Origin of the sequence: Stenotrophomonas sp. BIGb0135, assembly GCF_024810105.1 — a bacterium.
Classification (GTDB): Bacteria; Pseudomonadota; Gammaproteobacteria; order Xanthomonadales; family Xanthomonadaceae; genus Stenotrophomonas; species Stenotrophomonas maltophilia_AB.
In genome coordinates, this window is sequence record NZ_JANUDX010000009.1 from 176777 (window position 1) to 203547 (window position 26771).

Here is a 26771-nt window from a genome sequence, read left to right on the forward strand (position 1 = left end):
GTCAGCCCTGCAGCGGGGCGCGCAGGCCGTTCTGATACCCGGCCAGCGCGATCCGCGCACGCGCGAATTCGGCGATGAGCAGCGCCACCGCCACGGCGGGGCGCTCCAGGGTGCCGGCGCGCGCGTCATGTTCGATCCGGCGGGCGGCCGCCGACAGGGCGATGGCCCCGACATTGGCGCTGGCCGACTTGAGGCTGTGCGCGATGGCGCGCAGCTGGTCCAGGTCGGCGGCCACCGAGGCGTCCTGCAACTGCTGGATCAGCGCCGGGGTGTCGTCCAGGAACACGCCGATGATGTGCGCGGTCTGCGCGCCGATCACCTCCAGCAATTCATCCAGCACGCTGCTGTCGAGTACCGGCAGCGGCTCGTCGCCGTTGTCGGGGAAGCCCGCCAGCCCCAGCGCGGCCAGGCTGGAGGCGATCTCGGCCGGTTCCGGCTCGCGCAACGCCTGCAGCGGGACGCGCGCGGACGGCGCCTGGCCCTGCCAGCGTTGCAGGCAGGCCTGCAGCGAGGCGCGGTTGACCGGCTTGGACAGGTAGTCGTCCATGCCCGCCTGCAGACAGCGCTCGCGATCGCCGGCCATGGCGTTGGCGGTCATCGCCACCACCGGCAGGCGTTCGGCGCCGGCCTGGGCCTCCTGCGCGCGCCAGCGCCGCGTGGCCTGGTAGCCATCCAGCACCGGCATCTGGCAATCCATCAAGACCAGGTCGACCGGGTGGCGGTCCAGGTACTGCAGCGCCTGTTCACCGTCATGGGCGGTGACCACGTTGCAGCCGAGGACCTGCAGCAGGCGCTGGGCGACGGCCAGGTTGACGCTGTTGTCTTCCACCAGCAGCACGCGCAACCCCAGGTGCGGCGACGGCGCCGGCCGGGTGGCATCGGCTTCGGCCAGCAGCGGTGCTGGCCGGGCCGTGGCGGTGGTGGGGCGCAGCAGGGCGTGCAGCTCGCCATCGGCCGCGTCGCGCGGCAACTGCAGCGCATCGTCCAGCAGCAGCGCGGCCAGCGGCTCCTTGCCCTGCAGCCACAGCAGCTTGGGCGCGGGGTCGCGGCCATCGCGCAGGACCGCCCGGTGCAGTGCGGTGGCCCCGTGGCGCAGCGCGTCGGTGTCGGCGATCACCCAGGCCAGGGCGGGCTCGATGCCGGGCCGCTGCGGCGCGCGCAGGATGTCCAGCGCGGCCGACGCGCTGTCGACCACGTGCACGCGCACGTCGTGGTGGTCCAGTACGCGCTCCAGGCGCGCGGCCAGCACCGCATCGGTGCTGACCAGCAGGGCGCGGGTGGCGCCGTTGCCGGGCGCGGGCAGGTCGCCGATCACCTTCAGCAGGGGGATCTCGAACCAGAACGTGGCGCCCTGGCCCGGGGTCGAGCTGACGCCGATGCGCCCGTGCATCAGGTCGATGATGCGCTTGCAGATGGCCAGCCCCAGCCCGGTGCCGCCGTAGATGCGGGTGGTGGAGGCGTCGGCCTGGCTGAAGGACTGGAACAGGCGCGATTGCAGGGCCGCGTCGATGCCGATGCCGCTGTCGATCACCTCGAAGCGAAGCTGGTGCTGGGCACTGGTCTCGCCCTGGCGCTGCACGCGCACGCGGATCTGGCCGCGTTCGGTGAACTTGATCGCGTTGACCAGCAGGTTGCCCAGCACCTGGCGCAACCGCACCGGATCGCCGCGCACCGACAGGCGGACCGCCGGGTCCAGTTCCAACGACAGCTTCAGCGCCTTGGGATCGGCGGTGCGCTGCATGAGCTGGACCAGGCCTTCGAGCAGTTCGCGCAGGTTGAAGGTGGTGATCTCCAGGTCCAGGCCCTTGGCCTCCAGACGGGAGTAATCGAGGATGTCATCGACGATGCGCAGCAACTGCTGCGAGCTGACCGTGGCGGTCTGCAGCATCTGCCGCTGGTCGTTGCCGAGCTGGCCGCCGGCGATCAGGTCCAGCATCGGCAGGATGCCGTTGAGCGGGGTGCGGATCTCGTGGCTCATCGTGGCCAGGAACTCGCCCTTGGCCAGTGCCGCGGCCTCGGCGGCCTGTTTGGCCTGCAGCAGTTCCTGCTCGAGCGCGTCCTGCTGCTGCACGGCGTGCTGCAGCTGGTCGCGTTCGCGTGCCAGTGCGTCGCCGCGCCGCTGCAACTGCTGCAGCCGTTGCTGGGTGTCGCGCCAGTGCTGCACGCAGGACAGGCTGGCGATGACCGCCAGCACGGCCGCGCCGGCAGCGATGGCCGGCCATGGCCCACGGCTGCCGAGCGCGGCCATGCTGGCCGCGGTGGCGCCGACGGCAGCGGCCGTGGCCGCCAGCCAGAGTGCGCGGGGAACCCGTCCGTGGGCTGTCATGCTCACAACACCGCGTTGTGGAAGTCGAAGTTCAGTTCACTGCCCGCGGACTGCACCATGTTGCCCTGGATGAAGTCGACGCCGCCCATCCACATGGCCGCGGCGGCCTGCGGATCTTCGATCTGCTGGCCGATGATGAGCAACCCGGCGCGGTGCGCGTGCTCGATCGCCGCGCGCAGTTCGTCGCGGGTGCGCTGGTTTGCATGGCTGCTGGAGAAGCGCGCGGCCATGCGCACATGGCTGAGCGGCAACTGGGTGAGCAGCGCATTGGCTTCGCTGCCGGGCTCGAACTGGCTCAGGCAGAAGCGCACGCCGGCCGCGCTCATGCGCGTGCAGAACTGTTGCAGGGTGACGGTGTGGATGAGTGCGTCGGGCAGGCGCACATCGATCACCAGCGCGCTGCCGGCGATCTGGCGACGCGCCAGTGATTCCAGCAGCCAGTCGGCGAAGGCGTCGCGGGCCAGCGTGCGCAGCGACTGCGACACGAACAGGCTCAGCGGCTGGGTGGCATGGCGGTACAGGTCCAGCAGGCCCAGGGCATGGTCCATCACCTGCTGGTCGAGGTCGGCGATGCGCCCGGCCGCTTCGGCGGCGGGAATCACCTGGCCGGCGGCGAGCACGCTGCCATCGGCCTGGCGCAGCCGCAGCAGCACCTGGTACTGCGCGCTGTCGCCGCCGGCAACGGCGACGATGGGCTGGTAGGCCAGTTCCAGCTGGCCGTCGAGCAGGGCCAGGTGTTCCTGCGCGGCGATGTCTTCGCGGCGCACGTGCGCGGCCACGCCGGCGCTGAGCAGGCGGGCCTGCAGGGTGGTGCGTTCGACCGCTTCCAGCGCCGCGCCGGCATCGCTGAAGCCCAGCGACAGCTGGGCATGGCCGACCACGCCGCGCAGGTGCACCGATTCGTCGTCGCGGATCACGAAGGCGCGCGCGGACAACTGCTCGCGCAGGTTCTGCGCGAGCACGTCCAGGCTCTCTTCGTCGATGCCGCGGGCCAGGACCAGGAAGCTGTTGTCGTTGAGGCGGGCCAGCAGGTGCGGCTGGGCGCTGTCGGCGAGGCGTTGCGCGGCCTGCACCATCAGGCGCTCGAAGGCGGCATAGCCGTAGCGCTCACGCAGGCCCAGGGCGCTGGCAACTTCGATGAAGAACAGCCCGCCCTGGTCGCGATGGGCGAGCGAGGCGGCGAGCTGCTGCATGACATGGTGGCGGGTGGGCAGGCCGGTCTCGGGATTGTTCATCGCCGGGGCACCCTGCGCGCCCGGTTGCGAGGCGGCCTGGGCGCGGGCGCGGCGGATCCGGTTGGAGACTGCGGCGATCAGGTGGCGCGGGCGGATCGGCTTGCTGAGGAAATCGTCGGCACCGCTGTCGAGGACTTCAAACTGGCGTTCCGGGTCCGGGTCGCCGCTGAGGAAGACGATCGGCAGCAGCTGCTGGCCGGGCTGCTGGCGGATCAGCGCGGTCAGGCGCATGCCATCCAGGCCGGGCAGGTGCAGGTCCATCAGGATCAGGTCGGGGCGGTTGTCGGCGATCGCCTGCTGCACGCCTTCGGCGTCGCTGTGCACGATCGCTTCCATGCCGGCGCCATGTAGCACGCTCTGCGCGAACAGGGCCTGCGAGCGGTCGTCCTCGACGATCAGCACCCGGTAGGGCGCGTCCAGCGCCAGCGGCGGTGCGGCCTCGTCGTGTTGGCCCGGTTCCAGCGGCGGCGGCACCGGCATCGGCGGCGGGGCCGGTGCGGCGGCCAGGGCAGCAGTCAGCGGCACCACGTTGCTGGGGGCCACGGCAGGCGCGGTCGCGCCGACCCAACGCTGCCAGTGATCGGCCGGCGGCGTTTCAGCGCGGATGACGCGGGTGGATGCAACAACGTTTTCGGTGACGGCCATCAGTACTCCCAGTCTGCGGCGCAATTATGCCGTGCATGTCGCTGCTTACGGTGGCAACACGTCGCGGTTCGACAGCGCGGCGGATCGTTCGGTGGCCTGGCCCAGCAGCCAGCGCATGCCCTTCCACAACGTGCGCCAGACCAGCCACACCACCAGCGCGCCGGCCAGGCTGCAGCCGACCACCACCACCAGCGCCAGCCACGGGTGCGCCAGTGCCAGCGCAAGGCCGCCGACCACCACGGTGTCCTCGGCCGCCGAGGCCATCCAGTTGCTGGCCGGTTCGGGCGAGGTGTTGAGCAGGGCGCGGGTGCCGGACTTCAATCCATGGCTGGCCAGCGCCACGCCGGCGCCGGCGACCAAGGCGGTGCCGCTGAGTTCGCCACTGGGCGACAGCGTGGCGGCGGCCAGGAACGCACCGGCCGGGACCCGCGCCAGGGTCTGCACCAGGTCCCAGGCCGAGTCGACCCCGGGGATCTTGTCGGCAAAGAACTCGGCGATCGCCAGCGCCGCGGAGGTGCCCAGCACCCACCACGACTCGGTGGCCTGCAGCGCCGGCGGCAGGTCGACCCAGCCAAGCAGCCCGGCCAGACCCACGCCGAACACGGTCAGGTACACGCGGATCCCGGCCAGCCAGGCCAGCAGGATGCCGATGACGAACAGATGGGCTTCGGTCATGGGACGGGCTCCGCCTGCAAAGTGTGCACAGGCCCACACTATCGGGGATGACGTCAATGAACGCCACCGCCGGCCACCCTGCCCGGCGCGTGAAATCCCTCCCCCCTGATTTACACTAGCCAGTCGCTCGTTCCGACAGGGGCCGTGCCGGTAGCGCCCTGCGCTGCCGCGGACAACCGCCATGAACCACCCGTCACCCTCACGTATCCAGATCCGCCGCCCCGGCACGCCGCCCGTGCAGGATCGCCGCCGTCTGGCCCTCCTGGCCGGGGCGTGGCTGCTCACGCTCATCGTGGCGGTGCTGGTCGGTCGCTGGACCGCCGGCCCGGGCGGTGACGTGGGCCAGCAGCTGGCGGCGGCCCAGGCCCGCGCCGAGACCCTGAACAAGCAGGTGGTCGAACTGCAGCAGCGCCAGGCCACGCTGCAGGCCTCCGACCGGATCAGCCGCGCGGCCAACAATGAAGTGCAGACCTCGCTGGGCGAGCGCGACGAGGAAATCGCCGGGCTGCGTGCCGACGTGGCCTTCTACGAGCGGCTGGTCGGGGCGACCAGCCAGCGCAAGGGCCTGAACACCCATTCGGTGGAGTTTTCGCCGGAGACCGGGGGCACCTGGCAGTACGCCGTGGTGCTCACCCAGAACCTCAACCGGGGCGCCATCAGCCAGGGGCAGATGCGTTTCACCGTCGAAGGCGTCAAGGACGGCAAGCTGACCTCGGTCAGCTGGGACGAGCTGCACCAGCGCACCAAGGTGCCGGGCCAGGAGTATTCCTTCCGGTACTTCCAGCAGCTCACCGGCAGCATCATCCTGCCGAAAGACTTCACCCCGCAACGTGTGCGGGTCACGCTGGGATCGGGCGCGGGGGGCGCCACCCAGGTTTTTGATTGGAAGCAGGCCGGCGCACCGGCTGCACCATCGGCAAAAGAAGGGGAGTAAGCCCATGTTTGGCAGCAATAAATCCAACCGCGACGGTCATCTGGTCGTGGACGCGTTGATCGGCGCACAGGTGGTGATCCGGGGTGACGTGGAGTTCAGTGGGGGCCTGTATGTGGAAGGCACCATCCTGGGCAAGGTGATCGCAGCCGAGGGGGCGTCCAACGCCACCCTGACCCTGGCCGAACAGGGCAGCATCGAGGGCGAGATCCGCGCCCAGGTGGTGGTCATCAGTGGCCGCCTCGACGGCGACGTGCATGCCAGCGAAAAGGTCGAACTGACCCCGACTGCCCGGGTCACCGGCAACATCCACTACCAGGTGGTGGAGATGAACGCCGGGGCCCAGCTCACCGGCCGCCTGATTCATGGCGCCGCGCAGATGGCGCTGCCGCCGCCGGCCGACGAGAACGGCGACAAAGGCAAGGACGGCAGCGCCCGCAAGAAGCTCGCCAACGCGATGGCCTGAACGGCCGATCGCTTGAAAGCGTGCTCATGCGCCCCCATGCTGGGGGCATGAGCACGCTTGTTTCCCTGCCCGGCGCCCCCGCGCCCGCGCCGAACTACCAGTCGCTGGACCGTCCCCTGAACTTCACCGAGGCCGCTGCGGCCAAAGTGAAGGAACTGATCCAGGACGAGGCCAGTACCTCGCTCGCCCTGCGCGTGTACATCCAGGGCGGTGGGTGCTCGGGCTTCCAGTACGGTTTCGAGTTCGACGAGAACCGCGCCGAGGACGACCTGGCCGTGGACACCAATGGTGTCACCCTGCTGGTCGATCCGCTGAGCCTGCAGTACCTGATGGGCGCCGAAGTGGACTACACCGAAAGCCTGACCGGCGCGCAGTTCGTGATCCGCAACCCGAACGCCAAGACCACCTGCGGCTGCGGCAGCAGTTTCAGCATGTGATGGTGCGCGCCGGCGACCCGATCGGGTCCGTCGGCGCTTGCCACTGTCGTCGAATATGGGCAGGCTTTGTGCATGTCCAGATTTTCTTCGCCGCTGTCCGGTTTCGCCTTCACCACCGACCCCCTCGAACGTGCCGATACGCTGCGTGATGACGCCGACGCGTTGGCACGCCTGTGGCCGACTGCCCACGTCCTGGTCATGGACCCGGATGGCCGCGCGCTGGCCGGCGACGACGGCCAGCCCCTCGCGCTGCGTGGCGCGCAGCTCGGCGGCGGCCCGGGCACCGCGATTTTCCTCGGCCTGCGGGGTGAGCGCGGCTGGTTCTCGGTGGAATCTGCCGCGGTCGATGTGACCGCACCGCAACGCGTGGACCTGCGCGAGTCGGCCACCACCTGGTCGGCCGCCGACGCCAGCGCGTTCTGCTATGCGCGCGGCATGTCGTACTGGCACTCGCGCACGCGCTTCTGCGGGGTCTGCGGGGGTGGGATCACCTTCTCGCGCGGCGGCTTCGTCGGGCGCTGCGGGCAATGCGGCACCGAGCACTACCCGCGGGTGGACCCGGCGGTGATCGTGGCCGTGGAAAACAACGGGCGATTGTTGTTGGGGCGCCAGGCCAACTGGGCGCCGCGCCGCTATTCGGTACTGGCCGGGTTCGTCGAGCCGGGCGAGTCGCTGGAGCAGACGGTCGCGCGCGAGGTCTTCGAGGAAAGCCGGGTGCGGGTGCGCGAGTGCCGTTACCTGGGCACCCAGCCGTGGCCGTTCCCGGGCGCGCTGATGCTGGGCTTTGCCGCCACGGCCGAAGACGACGTGCCCACCGTGAACGGTGAGCTGGAAGATGCGCGCTGGTTCACCGTGGACGAGGTGGGTGCGGCGCTGGCGCGGGATGTGGACGATGACGGGCTGGGCATTCGCCTGTCACCGCCGATCTCGATCTCGCGCAGCCTGATCGAGCACTGGTACCGCCAGCAGGTGGGGTGACCGGGAGCGCCGTTGCCGCTGGCTGAACACGCGGCAGCGTAGAGTGGCACTGGCCCGGGGAATTGCCGGGTCGCAGGGCATAGTAGCGGCCAGAAACCGCGCCGGAGGCTTACATGTTCACCACCCTCGTCGCCGTGCTGGTCGCCCTGGCCCTTGGCCACGTCGCCCCTGCCGCGGCGGTGGCGCTGCGCCGGTTCGGGCTGTACCGGCGCTGGTTGCAATGGCTGGATGCGCATGCCGCCGAGGGCGGCTTCTGGCGCTCGCGCCAGGGGTGGGTGCTGGCGCTGCTGCCCTGGCTGCTGGTCCTGCTGCTGCTGCAGTGGGCGCTGCACGGGCGCCTGTTCGGGCTGCCCTCGCTGCTGCTGGGCGTGGCGACGCTGGTGGTCTGCTGGGGCCCGCGTGACCTGGACCGCGATGTCGAGGCGGTGATCGATGCCGACGACGCGCCGACCCGGCACCTGGCAATCGCCCAGTTGCAGGCCGCCGGCGGCAGCCTGCACGAAGACGTGTCCTCGCTGGTCGAAGCGACCGTGCTGAACGCGCTGCGGCGCTGGTTCGCGGTGTTGTTCTGGTTCCTGCTGCTGGGCCCGGTCGGTGCGCTGGCGTATCGCCTGCTGGCGTTGTTGGCGGTCGGGCCGATGCGTGCGCTGGCCCCGGTGGACTGCGCGATCGGGGCGCGGCGGGTGTTGAGCTGGCTGGAGTGGCCGGTGGCGCAGCTGATGTCGCTGTCGATGGCGCTGGTGGGCAATTTCGATACCGCGTACAAGGCCTGGCGGCAGGCCCACGGCAACCAGTGGGCGGCCTCGGCGGTGTTCCTGGGCGCGGTGGCGCGCGCCAGCGTCAGCGCGGAGCTGCGCGAGGACGCGCACGATTACAGCGATGCGGGCATGGTGCCGGTGTGGCGACGCCTGCCGGAACTGCGCGATGCGATGAGCCTGGTATGGCGGATGCTGCTGCTGTGGATGGCAGCGCTGGCGCTGCTGGTGATCGCCGGCTGGGTGACCTGAGCGGGGCGATCAGCCCGGCGCGAGCCAGGTGAACGGTACCCACGGCAGGTTGCGCGCGATCCAGTACACCGGCAGCAGGGTCAGCCAGAACGCCGGGGTGGTCAGCAGGGTGATCAACGGTTGCATCCAGCGCGGGCGCCAGCCCAGCGTCCAGCCCAGCACGAGCGGGGCAATGGCCAGCATCAGCATGGCCAGCGGGTTCATCGAGATGGCGGTCAGCACATCGCCATGGGCCAACGCGTGCAGCGCACGGGTCAGCCCACAGCCAATGCAGTAGAAACCGGTGACGGCGTGGAAGCTGCACGGCGGGAACGGGCTGTTGGCGCTGTTGGGGTCGAAATGACGCAACGCCCAGAACCCCGCGCCGACGACCAGCGCCGTCGGCGGAAGGGCCGCCATCAACAACCAGCGCTTGCCGTGCAGTGCCTGCATCAGTTGCTGTTTTCGATCTGCTGCTGGAGCTGCTGGATCTGTTCCATGTAGCCCTCGGTGCCGACAGTGGCCAGCCAGATCAGCGAGAACAGGGTGGCGGCGATCAGGATGCCGGAGGTGACCCAGGCCCAGATCTTGGCGTTCTTGGAGGCATTGCGCGCGGCGACCAGGTCGCCCTGGTTGAGCAGCGTGTTGACCTTGGTACCAAACACGATGGCGACGATACCGGTGGCGATCGCCGGGAAGCTCAGGCACGACACGCAGCACATGAAGAATGCCAGGACGGTAACGATGATCGACCAGATCAGGTAGTTCGGGACGGTACCGGAGGCGGGCGGCAGCGGGGCGGTGGCATTCATTGGCGAAGCTCCATTTTCTGGGGTGGGTGGTGTCGAACAGCGCGTTCGACCGTGCTGGGCGGTAATCTAACCGATGTGAATGCCGGTATGTATACGGTTACATGGGCACCGACGGCCTCAGCCGTTGGTGCCCCGCAGGTCGCGGACCCGTTGTTCGAGTGCGTCGGCGGTGGCCGTCGCGCCCGGCACTGCCGGGCCCGCGGCGACCTCCACGTGCGCGCGGAAGCGGCGCGGGACGCGCATCCGGCCCATCCGGGTATCGCGCCGGCTCCACATGCTGGCCCACATCCCGCGCAACGCCATCGGCACCACCGGCACCGGGCGGCGCTCCAGGATCTTTTCCACGCCGGACTTGAACGCGGCCATCTCGCCATCGCGGGTGAGCGCGCCTTCCGGGAAGATGCAGACCAGCTCGCCCTCGGCCAACGCCGCGTCGACCTCGTCGAAGGCAGCCTGCATCAGCGCGGGGTCCTCGCGCGCGCCGGCGATCGGGATCGCCTTGGCGGTGCGGAAGATCCAGCGCATCACCGGGATGTTGAAGATCTTGTAGTACATGACGAAGCGGACCGGGCGCGGGATGGTGGCCGACAGGATCAGCGCATCCATGTAGCTGACGTGGTTGCACACGATCAGCGCGGCGCCTTCGTCGGGCACGTTGGCCTCGATGCCGTGCAGGCGCAGCCGGTACAGGCCGCGCACCATCACCCAGCTGAGGAAGCGCATCAGGAATTCGGGGACGATGGTGAAGATGTAGATCGCCACCACGGCATTGGCGATGGCCAGGGCCAGGAACAGTTGCGGGATGGTCCAGTGCAGGAATTTCTGCGTGACCAGCGCGATCAGCGCGGCGCCCACGATGAAGCCGGAGTTCTGGATGTTGAGCGCGGCGAACACGCGCGACATCTCCGATTTGGGGGTGCGGCTCTGGATCAGCGCGAACAGCGGCACCACGAAGAAGCCGGTGAACAGGCCGATGCCGACCAGGTCGACGATGATGCGCACGCTGCCCGGTTGCGCGACGAATGCGGCGACCCCGAGCCCGGCGGCGGTGGCGGTGCCGGCCCGGGCGAAATACAGGTCCAGCATGAAGGCGGTCATGCCGAATGCGCCCAGTGGCACCAGGCCGATTTCAACGGTGCGCCCGGACAGCTTCTCGCACAGCAGCGAGCCGACCCCGGTGCCGACCGAGAACAGCGCCAGCGCGAAGATGTACAGCGTGGGCTCGCCGCCGAGGTTGACCACCGCGTAGGTGGGCAGCTGCGAGGTCAGCATCGTGCCGACGAACCAGAACCAGGACACGCCCAGGATGGCGTTGCGCACCGCCTTCTGCTTCTTGGCCAGGCGCAGCACGGCCAACGACTCGGGGATGGGGTTCCAGTTGATCTTCAGGTCCGGCGCGCCGGCGTCGACCTTGGGGATCATCCGCGCGGTGATGTTGCCGACGATCGCCAGCGCGATCACCGCCGTGGCCGCCACCACCGGGCCGAAGCTGCCGGCCAGGGTGAAGATGATGCCGCCGCTGATCATGCCGGTCAGGATCGACATCGAGGTGCCCATCTCGACCAGGCCATTGCCGCCGGTGAGCTCCTCCGGGCGCAGCACCGAGGGCAGCACCGAGTACTTGACCGGGCCGAACAGGGTGGACTGCAGGCCGGTGCAGAACAACGCCACCAGCAGCACCGGCATGCTCTGGGTGAGGAAGCCGACCGCGGCCAGCGACATGATCACGATCTCCATCGTGGTGGTGATCACGATCAGCCGCGATTTCTCCAGTTTTTCGGCGATCTGCCCGGCCAGGGCGGAGAACAGGAAGTACGGCAGGATGAAGATGGCCGGCGCCAGCGTGGTGTACAGCGATTGTTCTTCCTGGCTCACGCCGAGGTAGAACAGCAGGCCGATGATGGCCTGGCGGTACACGTTGTCGTTGAACGCGCCCAGCGACTGGACGATGAAGAACGGCAGGAAGCGACGCTGCTTGAGCAGGGCGAACTGGCTGTGGCCGGACATGGAATCTCCTTGCGAACCGGCGCAGCCTAGCACTGTCGTCGTTCGCGCAGGATGGCAGCGCCGCGGTCCCCGGCGCTGCCGGGCGGGGTCAGACGATGTCGTCGACCACGCCGCCGTCCACCCGCAGCGCCGCGCCGGAGGTGGCCGAGGCCTGTGGCGAGGCCAGGTAGACCACCATGTTGGCCACTTCCTCCACCGTGGCCGCGCGCTGGATCACGGAGGTGGGCCGGTTGGCCATCACGAACTCGCGGCCGAGCACCTCCAGCGACTTGCCGGTGCGTGCGCGCTCGTCCTCCATCATCGCCGCGAAGCCATCGGACAGGGTCGGGCCGGGCAGCACCGCATTGACGGTGACGCCGCTGCCGGCCACGCGCTTGGCCAGCCCGCGCGACAGCCCGAGCAGGGCGGTCTTGGTGACCCCGTAATGGATCATGTCGGCGGGGATGTTGCGGGCCGACTCGGACGACAGGAACAGCACCCGGCCCCAGCCGCGCTCGACCATGCCCGGCAGCAGGGCGCGCGACAGGCGCACGCCCGACATCACGTTGGTCTGCCAGTAGTGGTCCCAGGTGCCGTCATCGGTCTCGAAGAAGTCCTGCGGGCCGAAGATGCCGGCGTTGTTGACCAGGATGTCGATGGCCGGCAGCGCGGCCAGCAGGGTGTCCACGCCGGCGGCGTCGGAGAGGTCGGCGGCGGCGCCGAGCAGGGTCGCGTTGGGCAGGGCCTGGCGCAGCGTGGCCAGCGCAGCGTCCACCGAGGCCTGGCTGCGGCCATTGACGACGACCCGGGCACCCGCGGCGGCCAGCCCATGGGCGATGCCGTGGCCGATGCCGGCGGTGGAGGCGGTGACCAGGGCGGTCTTGCCGGTGAGATCCAGTTGCATGGGCGGTTCCTTGAGCAGGGGGAGAACGCGGTCAGTGTGCGCGGCCGCCGGTAAGGGCGTCGTGCATCCCGCGTTCCCTTCATGGTGGGGCGCGTCTCTGCGGCACCCGTGCACGCGCCGCAACGCTGCGTTGCACCGCCTCAGCGCAGGGTGCGTGCCGCTTCGTTGGCAGCGCCGCGCAGCTTGGGCAGCAGGCGCAGCATGAGTCCCATCTGGGTGCGGATGAGCTGCAGCTTGGGCGGCATGTCGTCGGTGATCTGTTCCAGCTGCTCGGCCAGTGCGCGGTCGCCGTCGTTGTCGGTGTCGTCCACCGGTTCGCGCTGCTCCAGTGCCGCGGCGATGCGCTGCATGGCCTGCTCGACGCGCTCGCGCCCCGCCTGGGCCTGCGGGTCCTGGACGTAGCTGTCCAGCTGCGCGCGGTGTGCGCCGAGCGCGGAGAGGTGGCCAAGCAGGGTGTTGGACAGGGCCAGGAAGCGGAAGCCGGCATCCAGGTTGCGTCGCACGTGGCCCGGTTCGCGCAGCATGTTCGACAGCGCGGTGGACAGCGCCGCATCGGCGTTGTGCATGTCGCGCCGGGCGATGCGGTAGGCCAGGTCGTCCTGCATGCCGCTGCCGTACTGGCCGAGCACCGCGTCCAGGTAACGCGCGCAGTTGGCCAGCACCCGCGCCATCACCAGGTTGAGCCGCCGGCCCTGCCAGTCGGGCAGGATCAGGAACGCGGCCGCGGCGGCGATCGCGCAGCCGAGCAGGGTGTCGACCAGGCGCGGCCAGATCAGCAGGAACCCATCGCCGATGAGGTTGAAGCAGGTCAGGGCCATCACCGTGATCGCGGCCGAGGCGACCAGGTAGCGGTCGCTGCGGGTGAAGAAGAACAGTAGCGCGGACAGCAGCGCGATCAGCAGTTCGATGCGCAGGTCCTGGAACAGCTGCATCAAGGCCCAGGTGAGCACCAGGCCGATCAGCGTGCCGGCGATGCGCTGGGCCAGCCGCTGCCGGGTGGCGCCGAAGTGCGGGCGGCACACGAACACGATGGTGAGCAGTACCCAGGAACCGTTCTGTGCGTTGAACAGGCGGATGGCGGCGAAGCCGACGATCAGCGCCAGCGCCATGCGCAGGCCATGGCGGAACAGCACCGAGCCCGGGGTGAGCTGCTGGCGGATGCGCACGAACATTTCGCGCAGGGTGTGCGGGTTGGTGTCGCGCAGGCGGGTGTCGACGTTGTCCAGGGTGGAGTCCGACTTCTCCGCCTCGGACAGGCGCCGCTCGATGCTCTGCAGGTTGTGGCCGAGCAGTTCCAGCGAGGACAGCAGGCGCTGCCACTGCGGGTTGTGCTGGGCGCGCAGCCAGGTGAGCGAATCGGTGAGGTCGGCGGTGGCCTGCTTGGTGCGTTCCCCGTACTGGAAGGGGCGGCGCAGGCGGATGGCCAGGCCGAGGTTGGCGCAGGCCTCGCCCTGCAGCGCGAGCAGGCGCTGGCAGCGGTACAGCACGTCGCTGTGGAAGAACGCCTCGGTGAGCGCACCGTAGGGATAGTGCGAGGAGCTGGCGCGTTCGTGGAAGTCCTGGGCCATGTAGTACAGGCGCAGGTACAGGCCGGATTGCACGCCGGGGCGGCCGGAGCGGCCGAAGCGGGCGAGGATGGCGACCTTGGCGATGTTGAGCGCGTCGACCACGCGGCGGTTCTGTTCGGCCAGGGCGAGCTGGCGCTTCTGCACGTCGGCATCGCGGACCGGTTCGAACAGGTCGGCCTTGAGCTGCAGGTAGCGGCCCAGTTCCAGGTAGAGGCGGGCGACGCGTTCGCGCACCGGGCGGTTGGCGAACAGGGCGGTCCAGAGGATGGAGAGCAGGCCGTACCAGAGCGCGCCGGCGAGCAGATGGCTGACCGCGTTGATGGCCTGGGCGCGGTCGCTGGCGCCGTGTTGTTCCAGGCCGATCATGGTGTAGATGGCCAGGGTGACGGTGGCCTGGGCAATGGAGGCGTAGCGTTCGCCGAGGGCGCCGAGCAGGGTGAGGCCGAAGGTGGACAGGGCCAGGGCAGCGATGAACACCCACGGCCAGGCGAACAACTCGACCACGGCGGTGGCGGCGATGATGAAGCACACCAGGGAGAGCGCGACCGATTTGGTGCGGCCCCACGCGTTGTCGTCGGTTTCGGCGATGGCGCTGGCGATGATGCCGAGGAACACGCCAGGCAGGGCCGGCAGCTGGTCCAGATGCCAGCACACGCCCATCGCCACCGACAGCGCAATGAACACCCGCAGGCCATAGCTGGCCTTTTCGTGCGCCCACAGGCGGCTCAGGCGGGATTCTCGGGCGGACATGCGGGCTCGGGGTGCGGGGCAGCCCATTATTGCCGGTGTAGGGTGAAGGGGACAGCGCGGGTGTCCCCACCTCAACAGCGTCGCGATGGGGCCCCACCGCTGTGGGTCGTTGCCCAACGGAGAAGCCGGTAGTGCCGAGCCATGCTCGGCACCGCGCGAAGCGCGGCCGCCAGGTGCCGACGCCATCGCCCTGAACGTCGCCGAGCGTGGCTCGGCATGACCGGAACGGTTACAGGTCGAAACGCACGCTCACCGCGAAGGTGCGCGGCAGGCCGACGCCGGCATTGGACCAGTATTTTCTGTTGGCCAGGTTCTCCACGCCGGCGCGCCAGGTGACCGGGTGGCCGTCCAGCTGCATGCGGTAGCCCAGGCCGGCGTTGACCAGGGTGTAGTCGGGAAGGTTGAGGGTGTTGTCGGCGTCGTAGTAGACATCGCCGTAGTAGCGGGCCAGCGCGTAGACGCTCAGGCCCTCCACCTGCGGGATGCTGTAGTCGGCATGCAGCACGCCCTGCCAGCGTGCGGCACCGGCGGTGCGGTTGCCCTGCTGGGCGGCGCTGTCGGGGGACAGCTTGTCGTAGGTCGGGTCGAGCCAGGTGACACCGCCGCCGACGGTGAGCGTGTCGGTCAGGCGGACGTCGCCGCTGACTTCGACGCCCTCGTACAGGGTGATGCCGTCCTGCACCAGTACCTTGCCGGCGGGGGTGAGCAGGTCGATGTTGGCGCCGCGCTCTAGGCGGAAGGCGGCGGCATTGGCATTCCAGCGCGGGGTTTCGATCTTGGCACCGATCTCGTACTGCTTGCTGAGGGTCGGGTCGAGCACGGTGCCCGCGTTGATGTAGTCGCTGCCGACGCGGCTGCCGGCCTCCAGCGATTCGACGTAGCTGGCGTACACGGTGACGGCGTCGGCCGGCTTGTACATCACGGCGTAGGTCGGGGTGACCGGGTAGGTGTGGTAGGCGCCCTTGTTTTCGAAGTCGTTGTAGCGCGCACCGGCCAGCACCGACCAGCCGTCGGCGATGCTGACCGTGTCGCTGACGAAGACCGCCTGCTGCACCGTTTCGCTGCCGCGGCTGAGCACGCGCGAGCCCACTGCGTCGTGGCGCAGCACCGGGCGTTGGTAGATGTTGCCGCGGCCGATGGTGTTCCATTCGTACGGGCGGTCCCAGCCCAGCCCGGTCTGGTGGGAGACCCCGGCCACGACCTGGTGCGACAGCGGGCCGGTGTCGAAACGGCCCTGGAGGATGGCTTGGGCCAACGTCCACTCGCTCTTGCCGCCGAGTTCGTAGGTGTTGACGTTGTAGTCGCCGTTGACGTCGTCGATGTAGGCAAAGATCTTGTTGACGTCGTTCCAGGAGGTTGTCACGCCATAGCTCAGGCTGGCCTTCCAGTCGCTGTTGATCTGCCAGTTCAACGCGGTGGAGAGCAGGCTGGAGCGGGTATCGTAGTAGCTGCCGTCGATGCTGTTGTCGACGTCGCCGGCCAGCGCGCGCGGCAGCTCGGTCAGGCCGATGAAGTAGTACTGCGGGGATTCGTTGGCCAGGTCGCGCGACTGGAACACGCCATCGAAGGTCCAGGTGAGGCGGTCGCTCAGACGCGCGTCCAGCGACAGCGCGCCGACCTTGCGGTTCACGTCGCCGCCGTTGAAGGTCTCGCCCTTCTCCTGGTACGCGTTGAAGCGGTAGCCGAACATGTCTTCGTTGCCGAAGCGCCCGCCCACATCGACCTGGCCGCTGACAATGCCCGCCTCGCGCCAGCCGAGCTGCGCCGACAGCATGGTGACCTCGGTCGGCTTCCTGGTCACGTAGTTGACGATGCCGCCGGGTTGGCCGAAACCGTACATGAACCCACCGGGACCCTTCAGCAGTTCCACCTGCTCCATCACTTCCAGCGGCCACTCGGTGCCCCACGAAGAGACCTGCAGGCCGTTGACGCGGTAGCTGTCGTAGCTGAGGTCGATGCCGCGGTTGCGGATCGGCGAGCTCCAGCCGCTGGCATACGCGCTGACCTGGGTAACCACCGACGGGTCGGTCAGGAAGGCCTCGCCCAGCGAGACGACCTGGCGCTTCTCGATCTCTTCGCGACCGACCACGGCGATCGCGAACGGGGTATCGCGCACCGCGCGGTCACCCAGCGCGCCGGTGTCGGTGTGGGTGCGCTCGGCGGTGACCTTGATGGCATCCAGGTCGGTGGCCGAGCGCGCGCGCGGCGCGCCATCCGGGGCGGTTTGCGCCTGCGCGGCACAGGCCAGGGACAGGGCCACGGCGAGCGTGGCCAGGCGGGGCAGGGAAGACGACAGCATCGATGGGTTCCTTGGCGGACAGCGCAACGCCGTCCGCGATCTGCAGAAGGCGGGGGAGAGGTCGATGGCTGGATCGCGCAGGCTGGCCGGGAACCGGCAGCGGGTGCATCGCAGAGGGCGGTGCAGGACCGTGGCTGGATGCGAATTGTTGTCGTTTTGCTACGCGGCGTCAAACCCGCCCCGTGGATGACGACCGCTGGTCGTCACCTCGCCACGCCGTGGCGCGGCCGGGCATCTGCGCAGGTACCGGGCCACGCCCGGTACCTACCGGGCGACCGCGCTCCGCTTCAATGCCCGACGCTCGCGGCGGCGTGCGCGGCGGCTGACCCAGCGCTCGCGCAGGCAGGAGAAGATCACGTACAGCGCCGGGGTGCTGAGCAGGGTCAGGCTCTGCGAGAACAGCAGCCCGCCGATCATCGCGATGCCCAGCGGGCGACGCAGCTCGGAGCCCTCGCCCAGGCCGATCGCCAGCGGCACCGCCGCCAGGATCGCCACCATGGTGGTCATCATGATCGGGCGGAAGCGCACGATGCTGGCCTCGCGCACCGCATCGCGCGGGCTCTTGCCGTGCTCGCGCTGGGCCACCACGGCGAAGTCGATCATCATGATCGCGTTCTTCTTGACGATACCGATGAGCAGCACCAGCGCGATCATCGAAATCACCGACAGCTCGGTATTGGTCACGAACAGCGCCAGCAACGCGCCCACGCCCGCCGCCGGCAGCGTGGACAGGATGGTGACCGGGTGCACCAGGCTTTCGTACAGCATGCCCAGCACCAGGTACACGGTGATGATCGCGGCCAGCACCAGGATCAGCATCGAGTTCGGGTTGAGCTGCACGTTGAAGCCGCCGCCATCGCTGATGCGGATGTCGCCGGGCAGGCGCAGCCCGTCGACGGTGGCCTTGATGATCGCCTCACCCTCGCCGGTGCTCACGCCCGGGGCCAGGTTGTAGCTGAGGTCCATCGTGGTGTACTGGTTCTCATGGGTGATCTGCGGCGGCGCCAATCCCGGCACCTGGTGGGCCACGGCCGTGAGCGGGATCATGTCCCCATTGCCGGCGCGCACGTGGATCTCATCCAGCGCGCGCGGGGTGGCGGTCTGTTCGGGCAGCGCGTTGACCACCACGCTGTACTGGTTGATGTCCGAGTAGATGGTGGAGATCTGGCGCTGGCCGAACGCGCCGTACAGCGCGCCGTCGATGGCACCCACCGACACACCCAGGCGCGCGGCCTGGGCCCGGTCGATCACCACGTTCTGGCGCAGGCCGGCGGTGTCCACGTCGGTGCCGACATCGCGCAGCATCGGGTTCTTCTTCAACGCGGCCTGCACCTTGGGCAGCCATTCCTGCAGCTGGGCCAGGTCGTTGCCCTGCAGCGACACGCGGTACTGCGCGCCCTGGCTGTTGCCGCCGCCACCGTCGCTGGGCAGGTCCTGGATCGCGCGCAGGCGCAGTTGCAGGTCGGGGTAACGGTCGGCCTTGGCGCTGAGCCGCGCCAGCGCCAGTGCGGTGGTTTCCTTGCGGCCTTCCTTGCGCGTCTTCAGCTGGATGTTGAACTGCGCGCTGGAGCCCTGGCGGCCGCTGCCCAGGCGCACGCCGACGGTCTTCACCGCCGGATCGGCCATCAGCATGTCGGTGATGCGGCGCTGGCGGTTGACCATGTCTTCGAAGGACACGGTGGCGCTGGAGTTGGCGCGGCCCCAGATCAGGCCGGTGTCCTGGGCCGGGAAGGAGCCCTTCTTGACCGCACCGCCGAGCATGACCGTGGCCACGATCAGCAGGATCGGGGTGAGCGAGAGCAGCAGCGCGTGGCGCAGCGAGAAGTCCAGGCACACCGTGTACATGCGCAGCATGCGGTCATGCATGCCATCCAGGAAGCGACCGATCCGCGACGGCTTGTCCGGTTCGGTATGTGCGCTCAGGAAGCGGCTGCACAGCGCCGGGGTAAGGGTGAGCGAGACGATCATCGAGACCACGATCGCCGCCACCAGGGTGATGGTGAATTCGCGGAAGAACGCCCCGACCATGCCGCTGGCGAACAGCAGCGGAATGAACACCGCCACCAGCGAGGCGGTGATCGAGACGATGGTGAAGCCGATCTCGCGCGCCCCGGTCAGCGCGGCCTGCATGCGTGGCATGCCCTCGTCGAGGTGGCGCATGACGTTCTCGATCACCACGATCGCATCGTCGACCACGAAGCCGATCGCGATCACCAGTGCCAGCAGGCTGAGGTTGTTCAAGGTGAACCCGAACACGTACATCACCAGCGCAGCGCCGGCCAGCGACAGCGGCACGGTGACCGCGGCGATCAGGGTCGGGGCCAGCCGGCGCAGGAACAGCGCCATGGTCAGGATCACCATCGCCAGGCTGATCAGCAGGGTGATCTGTACTTCGTGCAGCGACGAGCGGATGGTCGGGGTGCGGTCGAAGTACGGGGTCATCACCGTGCCCGGCTGCAGGTAGTCGCGCAGCATCGGGATCTGCGCCTTGACCCGGTCCACGGTCTCCACGATGTTGGCGCCGGCGCGGGTGAAGACGTACATCACCACCGCCGGCTTGTGGTCGAACCACGCGGCCTGGTAGGCATCCTGCTGGCCGTCGTAGACGTTGGCCACGTCCTTGAGCCGGATCACCCGGCCATCGGCCTGGGTCTTGATGACCAGGTTGGCGAAGTCGGCCGCGCGCGCCACCGAGTCGTTGGCGATGATCGCGGTCGTGGTGTTGCCGTCGGTGAGGAAGCCGGTGGGCGAGGTCACGTTGGCCGCGCGCACCGCGTTGCGCAGGTCGTCGGGGGTGAGGTTGAGCGCGTTGAGCAGGCGCAGGTTCACGTCCACGCGCACCGCCGGGGTGGACGCACCGGCGATATCGACCGAGGACACCCCGCTGATCTGGCGGATGCGCTGGGCCAGCAGCGAGTCGGCGACGTTGTAGAGCTCGTCGGCCGACTGGGTCTGCGAGGTGAGCGCGATGGCGATCACCGGGTCGTCGTTCGGGTTGGCCTTCTGGAACATCGGCGAGCCGAGCCCGGAGGGCAGGTCGGCCTGCGAGGAATTGATCGCGGTCTGCACGTCGAGCGCAGCCGAATCGATGTCCACCCCGCTCTGGAAGATCATGAAGACCAGCGAGCTGCCTTCCGAGCTGGACGAGCGCATCTGGTCCACGCCGGGCAACTGGCCGAGGTGGCGTTCCAGCGGCGCGGTGACCGTGGACGCCATCGTGGTGGCGTCCGCGCCGGACTGGCTGGCGTGCACGAAGATCACCGGGATCTGGATGTTCGGCAATGCCGATACGCCCAGTTTCAGGTAGCAGAACAGGCCGACCACGAACAGGCCGATGGCCAGCAGCGCGGTGCCGATCGGGCGGCGGATGAAGGGGCCGGAGATGTTCATGCCGGCGCCCCCATGGCATGGAAGGACGCTGCGCTCATGCGCGGTCCTGGGCGCTGGCGTGGCGCAGCGCGCGCTGTTCGCGGCGCTCGCGCATCCACTCGGAGAAGCGCTCCATGTACAGGTAGATCACCGGCGTGGTGTACAGGGTGACCAGCTGGGACAGCAGCAGGCCGCCGACGATGGCGATGCCCAGCGGGCGGCGCAGCTCCGAGCCGATGCCGGTGCCCAGTGCCAGCGGCAGCGCGCCGAGCATGGCCGCGGCGGTGGTCATCATGATCGGGCGGAAGCGCAGCAGGCAGGCGCGGCGGATCGCCTCATGCGCGTTGGCGCCGGTGCGGCGTGCCTCGATGGCGAAGTCGACCATCATGATGCCGTTCTTCTTGACGATGCCGATCAACAGCACGATGCCGACGATGCCATCCACCGACAGCGGCAGCCCGCACACCATCAGCGCAAGCAGCGCGCCCACGCCGGCCGGGGGCAGGGTGGAAATGATGGTGAAGGGGTGGATGTAGCTCTCATACAGCACGCCCAGCACGATGTAGATCAGCACCAGCGAGGCCAGCAGCAGCCACACCACGTCGGTCTGGCTGCCGGTGAACTCGGCGGCCTTGCCGATGAACTGCGCATGCACCTGCGAGGGCATGTCCAGCGCGGCCTTGGTCTCTTCGATCGCCTTGACCGCATCGGACAGCGAGTAGCCCGGGGCGATGTTGAACGACACGGTCACCGCCGGCAGCTGCTGCTGGTGGCTGACCACCAGCGGGGTGCTGGTGATCTTGCCCTCGGCCAGCGCGGCCAGCGGGATGATGTTGCCGGCGCCGACCGGGATGCCGGTGTTCTGCGCGCCGATGCCGGTGGCGGTGGAGGAGTTGGACGAGGTGACCTGGCCGAAGTTGGTCGCGTTGCTGCCGGTCAGCGCGCCGGCACCGTTGGAGGCCACCGCGAGCTGGTTCATCAGCGCGGTACTGGTGCGGAACTCGGGCGCCACTTCCAGCACCACGCGGTACTGGTTGAGCTCGGTGAAGATGGTGGAGATCTGGCGCTGGCCGAAGGCGTCGTAGAGGGTGTCGTCGATGGTCTGCATCGGCACGCCCAGCACGCTGGCCTTGTCGCGGTCGATGTTCAGCTCCAGCGCGCGCCCCTGGTTGGACAGGTTGTTGTCCACGTCGGCCAGCTCCGGGCGCTGGCGCAGCGCCTCGGTCAGGCGCGTGGCCTGCAGCGCGACCTGCGCGCTGTCCACGTCCGACAGTGAGTACTGGTACTCGGTGGCGGCCACGCGGGTGTCCAGGGTGACGTCCTGCACCGGCTTGAGGTACAGCGCCACGCCGGGGATGCCGGCCACGGCCTGTTGCAGGCGCGGCAGGATGTCCTCCAGCCCGTCGCGGTCGCCGCGCTCCTTCAGCACGATCGAGAGCTGGCCCTGGTTGAGCGTGGGGTTCATGCTGCCGGCCCCGATGAAGGCCGATACGCCGGTCACCGCCGGGTCCTTGCGCAGCGCTTCGGCCACCGCCTTGGTGCGCTGCTCCATCTGCGGGAAGGCGATGTTCTGGTCGGCCTGGACCACGCCGGTGATCAACCCGGTGTCCTGCTCGGGCAGCAGGCCCTTGGGGATCACGATGTACAGCACCACGGTGAGGACCAGCGCGCCGGCGGCCACCGCCAGGGTCATGCGCTGGTGGTCGAGCACCCAGTCCAGGCTGCGCTCGTAGGCGCCCACGGTGCGCGTCCACAGGTTCTCCTTGCCGGCCGCGGCGGCGCGCTCGTGCGCGTCTTCGCCCTCGGGCAGGGCGTCGGGCTTGAGCAGGTAGGCGCACATCATCGGGGTGAGCGTCAGCGAGATCAGCATCGACAGCACCACCGCGATGCTCAGCACCCAGGCGAACTCATGGAACAGCCGGCCGGTGACGCCGGGCATCAGCAGCAGCGGCAGGAACACCGCCACCAGCGAGATGGTCAGCGAGAGCACGGTGAAGCCGATCTGCTGCGCGCCGATCTCGGCCGCTTCCGGGCCGCTCTTGCCCTGCTCGATGTAGCGCACGATGTTCTCGATCATCACGATCGCATCGTCGACCACGAAGCCGGTGGCCACCACCAGGGCCATCAGCGACAGATTGTCCAGCGACATGCCGGCGAAGGCCATCACCCCGAAGGTGCCGGCCAGCGACAGCGGCACGGCCACCGAAGGAATGATGGTCGCCCACAGCCGGCGCAGGAACACGAAGATCACCGCGACCACCAGGCCGATGGTGAGGATCAGGGTGAACTGCACTTCATGCACCGAGGCGCGGATGGTCTCGGTACGGTCGGAGAAGATGTCCAGGTGCACGTCGGCCGGCAGCACGTTCTGCAGCTGCGGCAGCAGGGCGCGGATGCGCTCGACGGTCTGCACGATGTTGGCACCGGGCTGGCGGCGCACTTCCAGCAGCACCGCCGGCTTGCCATCGGCCCAGGCGGCGAGCTGGTCGTTCTCCACCCCGTCCACCACGGTGGCCACGTCGGACAGGCGCACCGGGCGGCTGTTCTTGTAGCTGATGATGGTGTCGCGGTAGTCGGCGGCGCTGGTCAGCTGGTCGTTGGTGCCGATCGAGTAGGACTGGGTCTTGCCGTTGAGCGAGCCCTTGGGCGCGTTGACGTTGGCCTGGGTCAGCGCGCTGCGCAGTTCTTCCAGGGTGAGGCCCATGTTGGACAGCTGCGCCGGGTTGACCTGGATGCGCACGGCCGGGCGCACGTTGCCGGCGATGGAGACCAGTCCCACGCCCTGCACCTGGGACAGGCGCTGGGCCAGGATGGAGTCGGCGTAGTTGTTCACATCGCGCAGCGGGCGCGTGTCGGAGGTGAGCTTGAGGGTGACGATCGCCGCGTCGGCCGGGTTCACCCGGTTGTAGACCGGCTGGTAGGGCAGCGAGGAGGGCAGCGTGGCCTGGCGGATCGCGGCCTGGACGTCCTGGGCGGCGATGTCGATGTCCCGGTCCATCGAGAACTGCAGGATGATCGTGGACAGGCCGGCCGAGGAATCGGAGGTCATGATCTCCAGCCCGGAGATCTGCCCGAACTGGCGTTCCAGCGGGGTGGTCACCAGCGAGGCCATGGTGACCGCGTTGGCGCCGGGGTACTGGGTGGTCACCACCAGGCTGGGCGCGTCGATCTCCGGCAGCGCCGACACCGGCAGCTGGCGGTAGCCGAGGATGCCGAGCAGCAGCAGGCCCGCCATCAACAGCGAGGTGGCGATCGGGCGGCGGATGAAGATCGTCGAAAAGCCCACGGGCGGATCCTTGCGGTTACGTCATGCGGCGTTGGAGCGGGCAGGCGCCGGCCAGGCGGCCGGCGTCGGGAACGTCAGGCAGGTGCGCTCAGCGCGGACCGCCGCCACGGCGACCACCGCCACCGCCCTGCTGCTGCGCGGCAGCCTTGAGTTCGGCTTCGGTGGGCGCGGCCGGGGTTTCGCCGGGCTTGAGCGCGGTCACCTTGGCGCCGGGCTTGAGCCGGAACTGGCCTTCGCTGACCACGCGCTCGCCGCCCTTGAGCCCCTCGGTGATCTGCACGTTGCTGTCGCCCACTTCCACGCCGCTCTTGACCGTCTGCATGGCCACGGTGCTGTCCGGCTTGACGATGTAGACGTACTCACCGTCCGGCCCGCGCATCACCGCCTGGGTCGGGATCACCACGCCACCGCCGATGGTGCGCAGCTGCATGCGCACGTTGACGAACTGGCCCGGCCACAGGGTGTTGTCGGTGTTGTTGAACAGGGCGCGGGCGCGGAAGGTGCCGCTGTCGCTGCTGATCTGGTTGTCGACCACGTCCAGGGTGCCGCCGTCGGTGAGCACGTGCGAGTCGTTGCGGTCGAGCGCGGCGATGGTGACCGGGCCGGCCTGCTGGGCGGTGCGCACGTCCGGCAGCTGGCGCTCGGGCAGGTTGAAGACCACGTGGATGGGGTGGATCTGGGTCAGGGTGACCAGGGCGGTGCCGGCGCTGACGATGTTGCCGGCGTCCACCGCGCGGATGCCGGCGATGCCGGAGATCGGGGCGGTGACGCGGGTGTACTGCAGCTGCACCTGGGCGGCGCGCATGCTGGCTTCGTTGGCGGCCACGGCGCTTTCGAACTGGGCGACCTGGTTACGCTGGGTGTCCAGGTCGGTCTTGGCCACGTACTGGCGATACTCCGGGGAGTTGGAGCGCTGGTAGTTGGAGCGGGCGGTGGCGAGCTGGGCCTGGTTCTGGCGCTTGGCCGCGGCGGCTTCGTCGTAGCTGGCCTGGAGGGTGCGCGGGTCGATCTGCGCGAGCAGGTCGCCCTGCTTCACTTCCTGGCCTTCCTTGAAATTGATGCTGATCAGCTGGCCGCCGACCTGCGGGCTGACGGTGACGGTGTTCATGGCGGCGACGGTGCCCAGCGCGCTGGCATAGACCGGCACGTCCTGGCGGATGGCGTCGACCACGGTGACCGGGACCGGCCCGGTGTCGCGCTGGTCGCCGTCCTTGCCGGCGCCGGCGGCCGTGCCGCTGGCCTCACCCTTGTGCTTGCCGCCATTGAGCAGGTGGAGGCCGATGAAGCCAATCACCAGCACTGCAACCACCAGCAGCACGATCTTCCAGAAACGCGACATTCAACTAACTCCTGAGGCTGGCGGAGGGCAGGGCCCGATTGGCTGGTGCAAAGCATACCCGTGGTGCGCGGGCTTTCATGCATGACGGATGGGACGGGCGATCAGACCGGATGTGACGGGGCAGGTTCCATCGGAGAACGGCTGCAGGGGCAGAAAGTTACAGCAGCAAGTGCGCTGATGGCCTACATTCAGCTTGGTCCGCCTTGAGCACCCGTGGAGATCGTCGATGCCCCGTCTGTCGTTGCTGTTGTCCGCCCTGCTGCTTGCGAGCCCCGCGCTCGCCGCGGCCGCCCCTGCCGAACGCCCGGAAGTGACCGCGGCGGCGACCCGCCTGAAGGCCAAGGTGATCGACTGGCGGCGCGACTTCCACCAGCACCCGGAGCTGTCCAACCGCGAGGAGCGGACCTCGGCGAAGGTGGCCGAGCAGTTGCGGGCGTTGGGGCTGAAGCCAAAGACGGGGATCGCCCACCACGGCGTGGTGGCGATCATCAAGGGCGGCAGGCCGGGGCCACGGATCGCGTTGCGCGCGGACATGGACGCGCTGCCGGTGACCGAGCAGACCGGGCTGCCGTTCGCGTCGAAGGCGACGAGTACCTACCGCGGCGAGCCGGTGGGGGTGATGCATGCCTGCGGGCATGACGCGCATACGGCGACGTTGCTGGGGGTGGCCGATGCGCTGGTGAAGATGCAGGCGAGTCTGCCGGGCGAGGTGATGCTGATTTTCCAGCCCTCCGAGGAGGGGGCGCCGCCGCCGGAAGAGGGCGGGGCGGCGTTGATGCTGAAGGAGGGGCTGTTTGCGGATTTCAAGCCGGAGGCGGTGTTCGGGCTGCATGTGTTCTCGAGCGTGCCGGCGGGGCAGATCGCGGTGCGCGGGGGGCCGCTGATGGCGGCGTCGGACCGGTTCGGGATCAAGGTGATCGGGCGGCAGACGCATGGGTCGGCGCCGTGGAACGGGGTGGACCCGATCGTGGCGACGGCCGATCTGGTGGGGACGGCGCAGACGATCGTGAGCCGCCGGGCGAATCTGTCCAAGCAGCCGGCGGTGCTGACGTTCGGGGCGATCAAGGGCGGTATCCGCTACAACATCATTCCGGACGAGGTGGAGATGGTGGGGACGATCCGGACGTTCGACGAGGGGATGCGGCAACAGATTTTCGCGGACCTGCGCAACGTGGCCGAGCATACGGCGGCGGCGCATGGGGCGAAGGCGGTGACGGAGATCTACGAGTCCGAGGGCAATCCGGCGACGGTGAACGATCCGGCGCTGACGGCGCGGATGCTGCCGAGCCTGCAGGCGGTGGTGGGGGCGGAGAATGTGTACGAGCCGCCGCTGCAGATGGGGGCGGAGGATTTTTCGTTGTACGCGAAGGAGGTGCCGGGGCTGTTCTTCTTCGTGGGGTCCACTAGCGTGGGGATCGATCCTGCCACGGCACCGGCGAACCATTCGCCGAAGTTCCTGCTGGATGAGAAGGCGCTGGACGTGGGGCTGCGGGCGTTACTGCAGGTGAGTCTGGATTATCTCAATGGGGCGGGGGGTGCTGCGCCTGCGGCGGGGTGAGGGTGGGTTCTGGATGTAGATCAAGATCTGGATCTAGATCTGGATCCAGATCGGCGATGGGAAGGGCGAGTGTCGGCGCGGGTTTGTCATGCGTGGGGCGGGGCCGGGGGGGGGGGGGGGGGGCCCCCCCCCCCCCCCCCCCGGGGGGGGGTTTTTGGGCCCCAAGATTCCCCAAAACCGCCCCCCCACCCCCCCCCGCACCCACCCCCTTCAGTGGGTCG

18 protein-coding genes are annotated in these 26771 nt (G+C 69.0%); 6 read left to right on the forward strand and 12 right to left on the reverse strand.

Annotated features, from left to right (window positions below; all coding sequences use genetic code 11):
• Position 1: 1 nt before the first annotated feature.
• The 3 genes from M2421_RS17015 to M2421_RS17025 form a co-directional block, all read right to left on the reverse strand.
• A complete protein-coding gene (locus M2421_RS17015) occupies positions 2–2248 on the reverse strand; it encodes an ATP-binding protein (RefSeq protein ID WP_259208979.1) in 2247 nt (748 codons plus the stop codon).
• Positions 2249–2328: 80 nt separating this feature from the next.
• Positions 2329–4206, reverse strand: a complete 1878-nt coding sequence (locus M2421_RS17020; protein WP_259208956.1) for an EAL domain-containing response regulator — start codon at positions 4204–4206, stop codon at positions 2329–2331.
• Positions 4207–4251: 45 nt separating this feature from the next.
• A complete protein-coding gene (locus tag M2421_RS17025; RefSeq protein WP_259208957.1) occupies positions 4252–4881 on the reverse strand; it encodes a DUF4126 domain-containing protein in 630 nt (209 codons plus the stop codon).
• A 181-nt stretch (positions 4882–5062) separates the two neighbouring features.
• Between M2421_RS17025 and M2421_RS17030 the strand changes: the two genes are divergently transcribed.
• From M2421_RS17030 to ampE, 5 genes are all read left to right on the forward strand, one after another.
• Positions 5063–5815 carry a DUF6776 family protein gene (locus M2421_RS17030; RefSeq protein WP_259208959.1) on the forward strand — a complete coding sequence of 251 codons (753 nt, stop codon included), beginning with the start codon at positions 5063–5065 and terminating at the stop codon, positions 5813–5815.
• Between the two features lie 4 nt (positions 5816–5819).
• Positions 5820–6278 (forward strand): polymer-forming cytoskeletal protein, encoded by a 459-nt coding sequence (locus tag M2421_RS17035; RefSeq protein ID WP_259208960.1) that lies wholly within the window; start codon positions 5820–5822, stop codon positions 6276–6278.
• A gap of 47 nt (positions 6279–6325) precedes the next feature.
• Positions 6326–6715: an iron-sulfur cluster insertion protein ErpA gene (erpA, locus tag M2421_RS17040; protein WP_256776573.1), complete on the forward strand. Its 390-nt coding sequence runs from the start codon at positions 6326–6328 to the stop codon at positions 6713–6715.
• A gap of 66 nt (positions 6716–6781) precedes the next feature.
• Positions 6782–7693: an NAD(+) diphosphatase gene (gene nudC, locus M2421_RS17045; protein WP_259208961.1), complete on the forward strand. Its 912-nt coding sequence runs from the start codon at positions 6782–6784 to the stop codon at positions 7691–7693.
• Between the two features lie 113 nt (positions 7694–7806).
• Positions 7807–8700, forward strand: coding sequence for a regulatory signaling modulator protein AmpE (ampE, locus tag M2421_RS17050; protein WP_259208962.1), 894 nt, complete (start codon positions 7807–7809; stop codon positions 8698–8700).
• A gap of 9 nt (positions 8701–8709) precedes the next feature.
• Here ampE and M2421_RS17055 read toward each other — a convergent pair whose 3' ends face one another.
• The 9 genes from M2421_RS17055 to M2421_RS17095 form a co-directional block, all read right to left on the reverse strand.
• Positions 8710–9099 (reverse strand): DUF2752 domain-containing protein, encoded by a 390-nt coding sequence (locus tag M2421_RS17055; protein WP_259208980.1) that lies wholly within the window; start codon positions 9097–9099, stop codon positions 8710–8712.
• 32 nt (positions 9100–9131) lie between these two features.
• Entirely contained in the window at positions 9132–9491 is a 360-nt protein-coding gene (locus M2421_RS17060) for a CD225/dispanin family protein (protein ID WP_259208963.1), read from the reverse strand.
• 117 nt (positions 9492–9608) lie between these two features.
• Complete coding sequence (locus M2421_RS17065; protein ID WP_259208964.1) at positions 9609–11498, reverse strand: MFS transporter; 1890 nt, start codon at positions 11496–11498, stop codon at positions 9609–9611.
• Positions 11499–11586: 88 nt separating this feature from the next.
• On the reverse strand, positions 11587–12381 hold the full coding sequence (locus M2421_RS17070; protein ID WP_259208965.1) for an SDR family oxidoreductase: 795 nt from the start codon (positions 12379–12381) through the stop codon (positions 11587–11589).
• Positions 12382–12521: 140 nt separating this feature from the next.
• Positions 12522–14699 carry a YccS family putative transporter gene (gene yccS / locus M2421_RS17075; RefSeq protein ID WP_259208966.1) on the reverse strand — a complete coding sequence of 726 codons (2178 nt, stop codon included), beginning with the start codon at positions 14697–14699 and terminating at the stop codon, positions 12522–12524.
• Positions 14700–14928: 229 nt separating this feature from the next.
• Positions 14929–16998, reverse strand: coding sequence for a TonB-dependent receptor (locus M2421_RS17080; protein WP_259208967.1), 2070 nt, complete (start codon positions 16996–16998; stop codon positions 14929–14931).
• A gap of 264 nt (positions 16999–17262) precedes the next feature.
• A complete protein-coding gene (locus M2421_RS17085) occupies positions 17263–20388 on the reverse strand; it encodes an efflux RND transporter permease subunit (protein ID WP_259208968.1) in 3126 nt (1041 codons plus the stop codon).
• Between the two features lie 34 nt (positions 20389–20422).
• Entirely contained in the window at positions 20423–23653 is a 3231-nt protein-coding gene (locus M2421_RS17090; protein WP_259208969.1) for an efflux RND transporter permease subunit, read from the reverse strand.
• An 88-nt stretch (positions 23654–23741) separates the two neighbouring features.
• Positions 23742–24992 carry an efflux RND transporter periplasmic adaptor subunit gene (locus tag M2421_RS17095; protein WP_259208970.1) on the reverse strand — a complete coding sequence of 417 codons (1251 nt, stop codon included), beginning with the start codon at positions 24990–24992 and terminating at the stop codon, positions 23742–23744.
• A gap of 226 nt (positions 24993–25218) precedes the next feature.
• On the opposite strand from M2421_RS17095, the gene M2421_RS17100 reads away from it, so the two are divergent.
• On the forward strand, positions 25219–26550 hold the full coding sequence (locus M2421_RS17100; protein ID WP_259208971.1) for a M20 family metallopeptidase: 1332 nt from the start codon (positions 25219–25221) through the stop codon (positions 26548–26550).
• The last annotated feature ends 221 nt before the right edge of the window (positions 26551–26771 follow it).

Bases quoted from the DNA above. Each gene is read 5' to 3' on its own strand.
- erpA (WP_256776573.1), top strand. From the start codon at position 6,326: ATGAGCACGCTTGTTTCCCTGCCCGGCGCCCCCGCGCCCGCGCCGAAC.
- M2421_RS17030 (WP_259208959.1), top strand. From the start codon at position 5,063: ATGAACCACCCGTCACCCTCACGTATCCAGATCCGCCGCCCCGGCACG.
- M2421_RS17095 (WP_259208970.1), bottom strand. From the start codon at position 24,992: ATGTCGCGTTTCTGGAAGATCGTGCTGCTGGTGGTTGCAGTGCTGGTG.
- yccS (WP_259208966.1), bottom strand. From the start codon at position 14,699: ATGTCCGCCCGAGAATCCCGCCTGAGCCGCCTGTGGGCGCACGAAAAG.
- M2421_RS17065 (WP_259208964.1), bottom strand. From the start codon at position 11,498: ATGTCCGGCCACAGCCAGTTCGCCCTGCTCAAGCAGCGTCGCTTCCTG.
- M2421_RS17100 (WP_259208971.1), top strand. From the start codon at position 25,219: ATGCCCCGTCTGTCGTTGCTGTTGTCCGCCCTGCTGCTTGCGAGCCCC.
- M2421_RS17055 (WP_259208980.1), bottom strand. From the start codon at position 9,099: ATGGCGGCCCTTCCGCCGACGGCGCTGGTCGTCGGCGCGGGGTTCTGG.
- M2421_RS17025 (WP_259208957.1), bottom strand. From the start codon at position 4,881: ATGACCGAAGCCCATCTGTTCGTCATCGGCATCCTGCTGGCCTGGCTG.
- M2421_RS17035 (WP_259208960.1), top strand. From the start codon at position 5,820: ATGTTTGGCAGCAATAAATCCAACCGCGACGGTCATCTGGTCGTGGAC.
- M2421_RS17060 (WP_259208963.1), bottom strand. From the start codon at position 9,491: ATGAATGCCACCGCCCCGCTGCCGCCCGCCTCCGGTACCGTCCCGAAC.
- M2421_RS17015 (WP_259208979.1), bottom strand. From the start codon at position 2,248: ATGGCCGCGCTCGGCAGCCGTGGGCCATGGCCGGCCATCGCTGCCGGC.
- ampE (WP_259208962.1), top strand. From the start codon at position 7,807: ATGTTCACCACCCTCGTCGCCGTGCTGGTCGCCCTGGCCCTTGGCCAC.
- M2421_RS17085 (WP_259208968.1), bottom strand. From the start codon at position 20,388: ATGAACATCTCCGGCCCCTTCATCCGCCGCCCGATCGGCACCGCGCTG.
- M2421_RS17070 (WP_259208965.1), bottom strand. From the start codon at position 12,381: ATGCAACTGGATCTCACCGGCAAGACCGCCCTGGTCACCGCCTCCACC.
- M2421_RS17080 (WP_259208967.1), bottom strand. From the start codon at position 16,998: ATGCTGTCGTCTTCCCTGCCCCGCCTGGCCACGCTCGCCGTGGCCCTG.
- M2421_RS17020 (WP_259208956.1), bottom strand. From the start codon at position 4,206: ATGGCCGTCACCGAAAACGTTGTTGCATCCACCCGCGTCATCCGCGCT.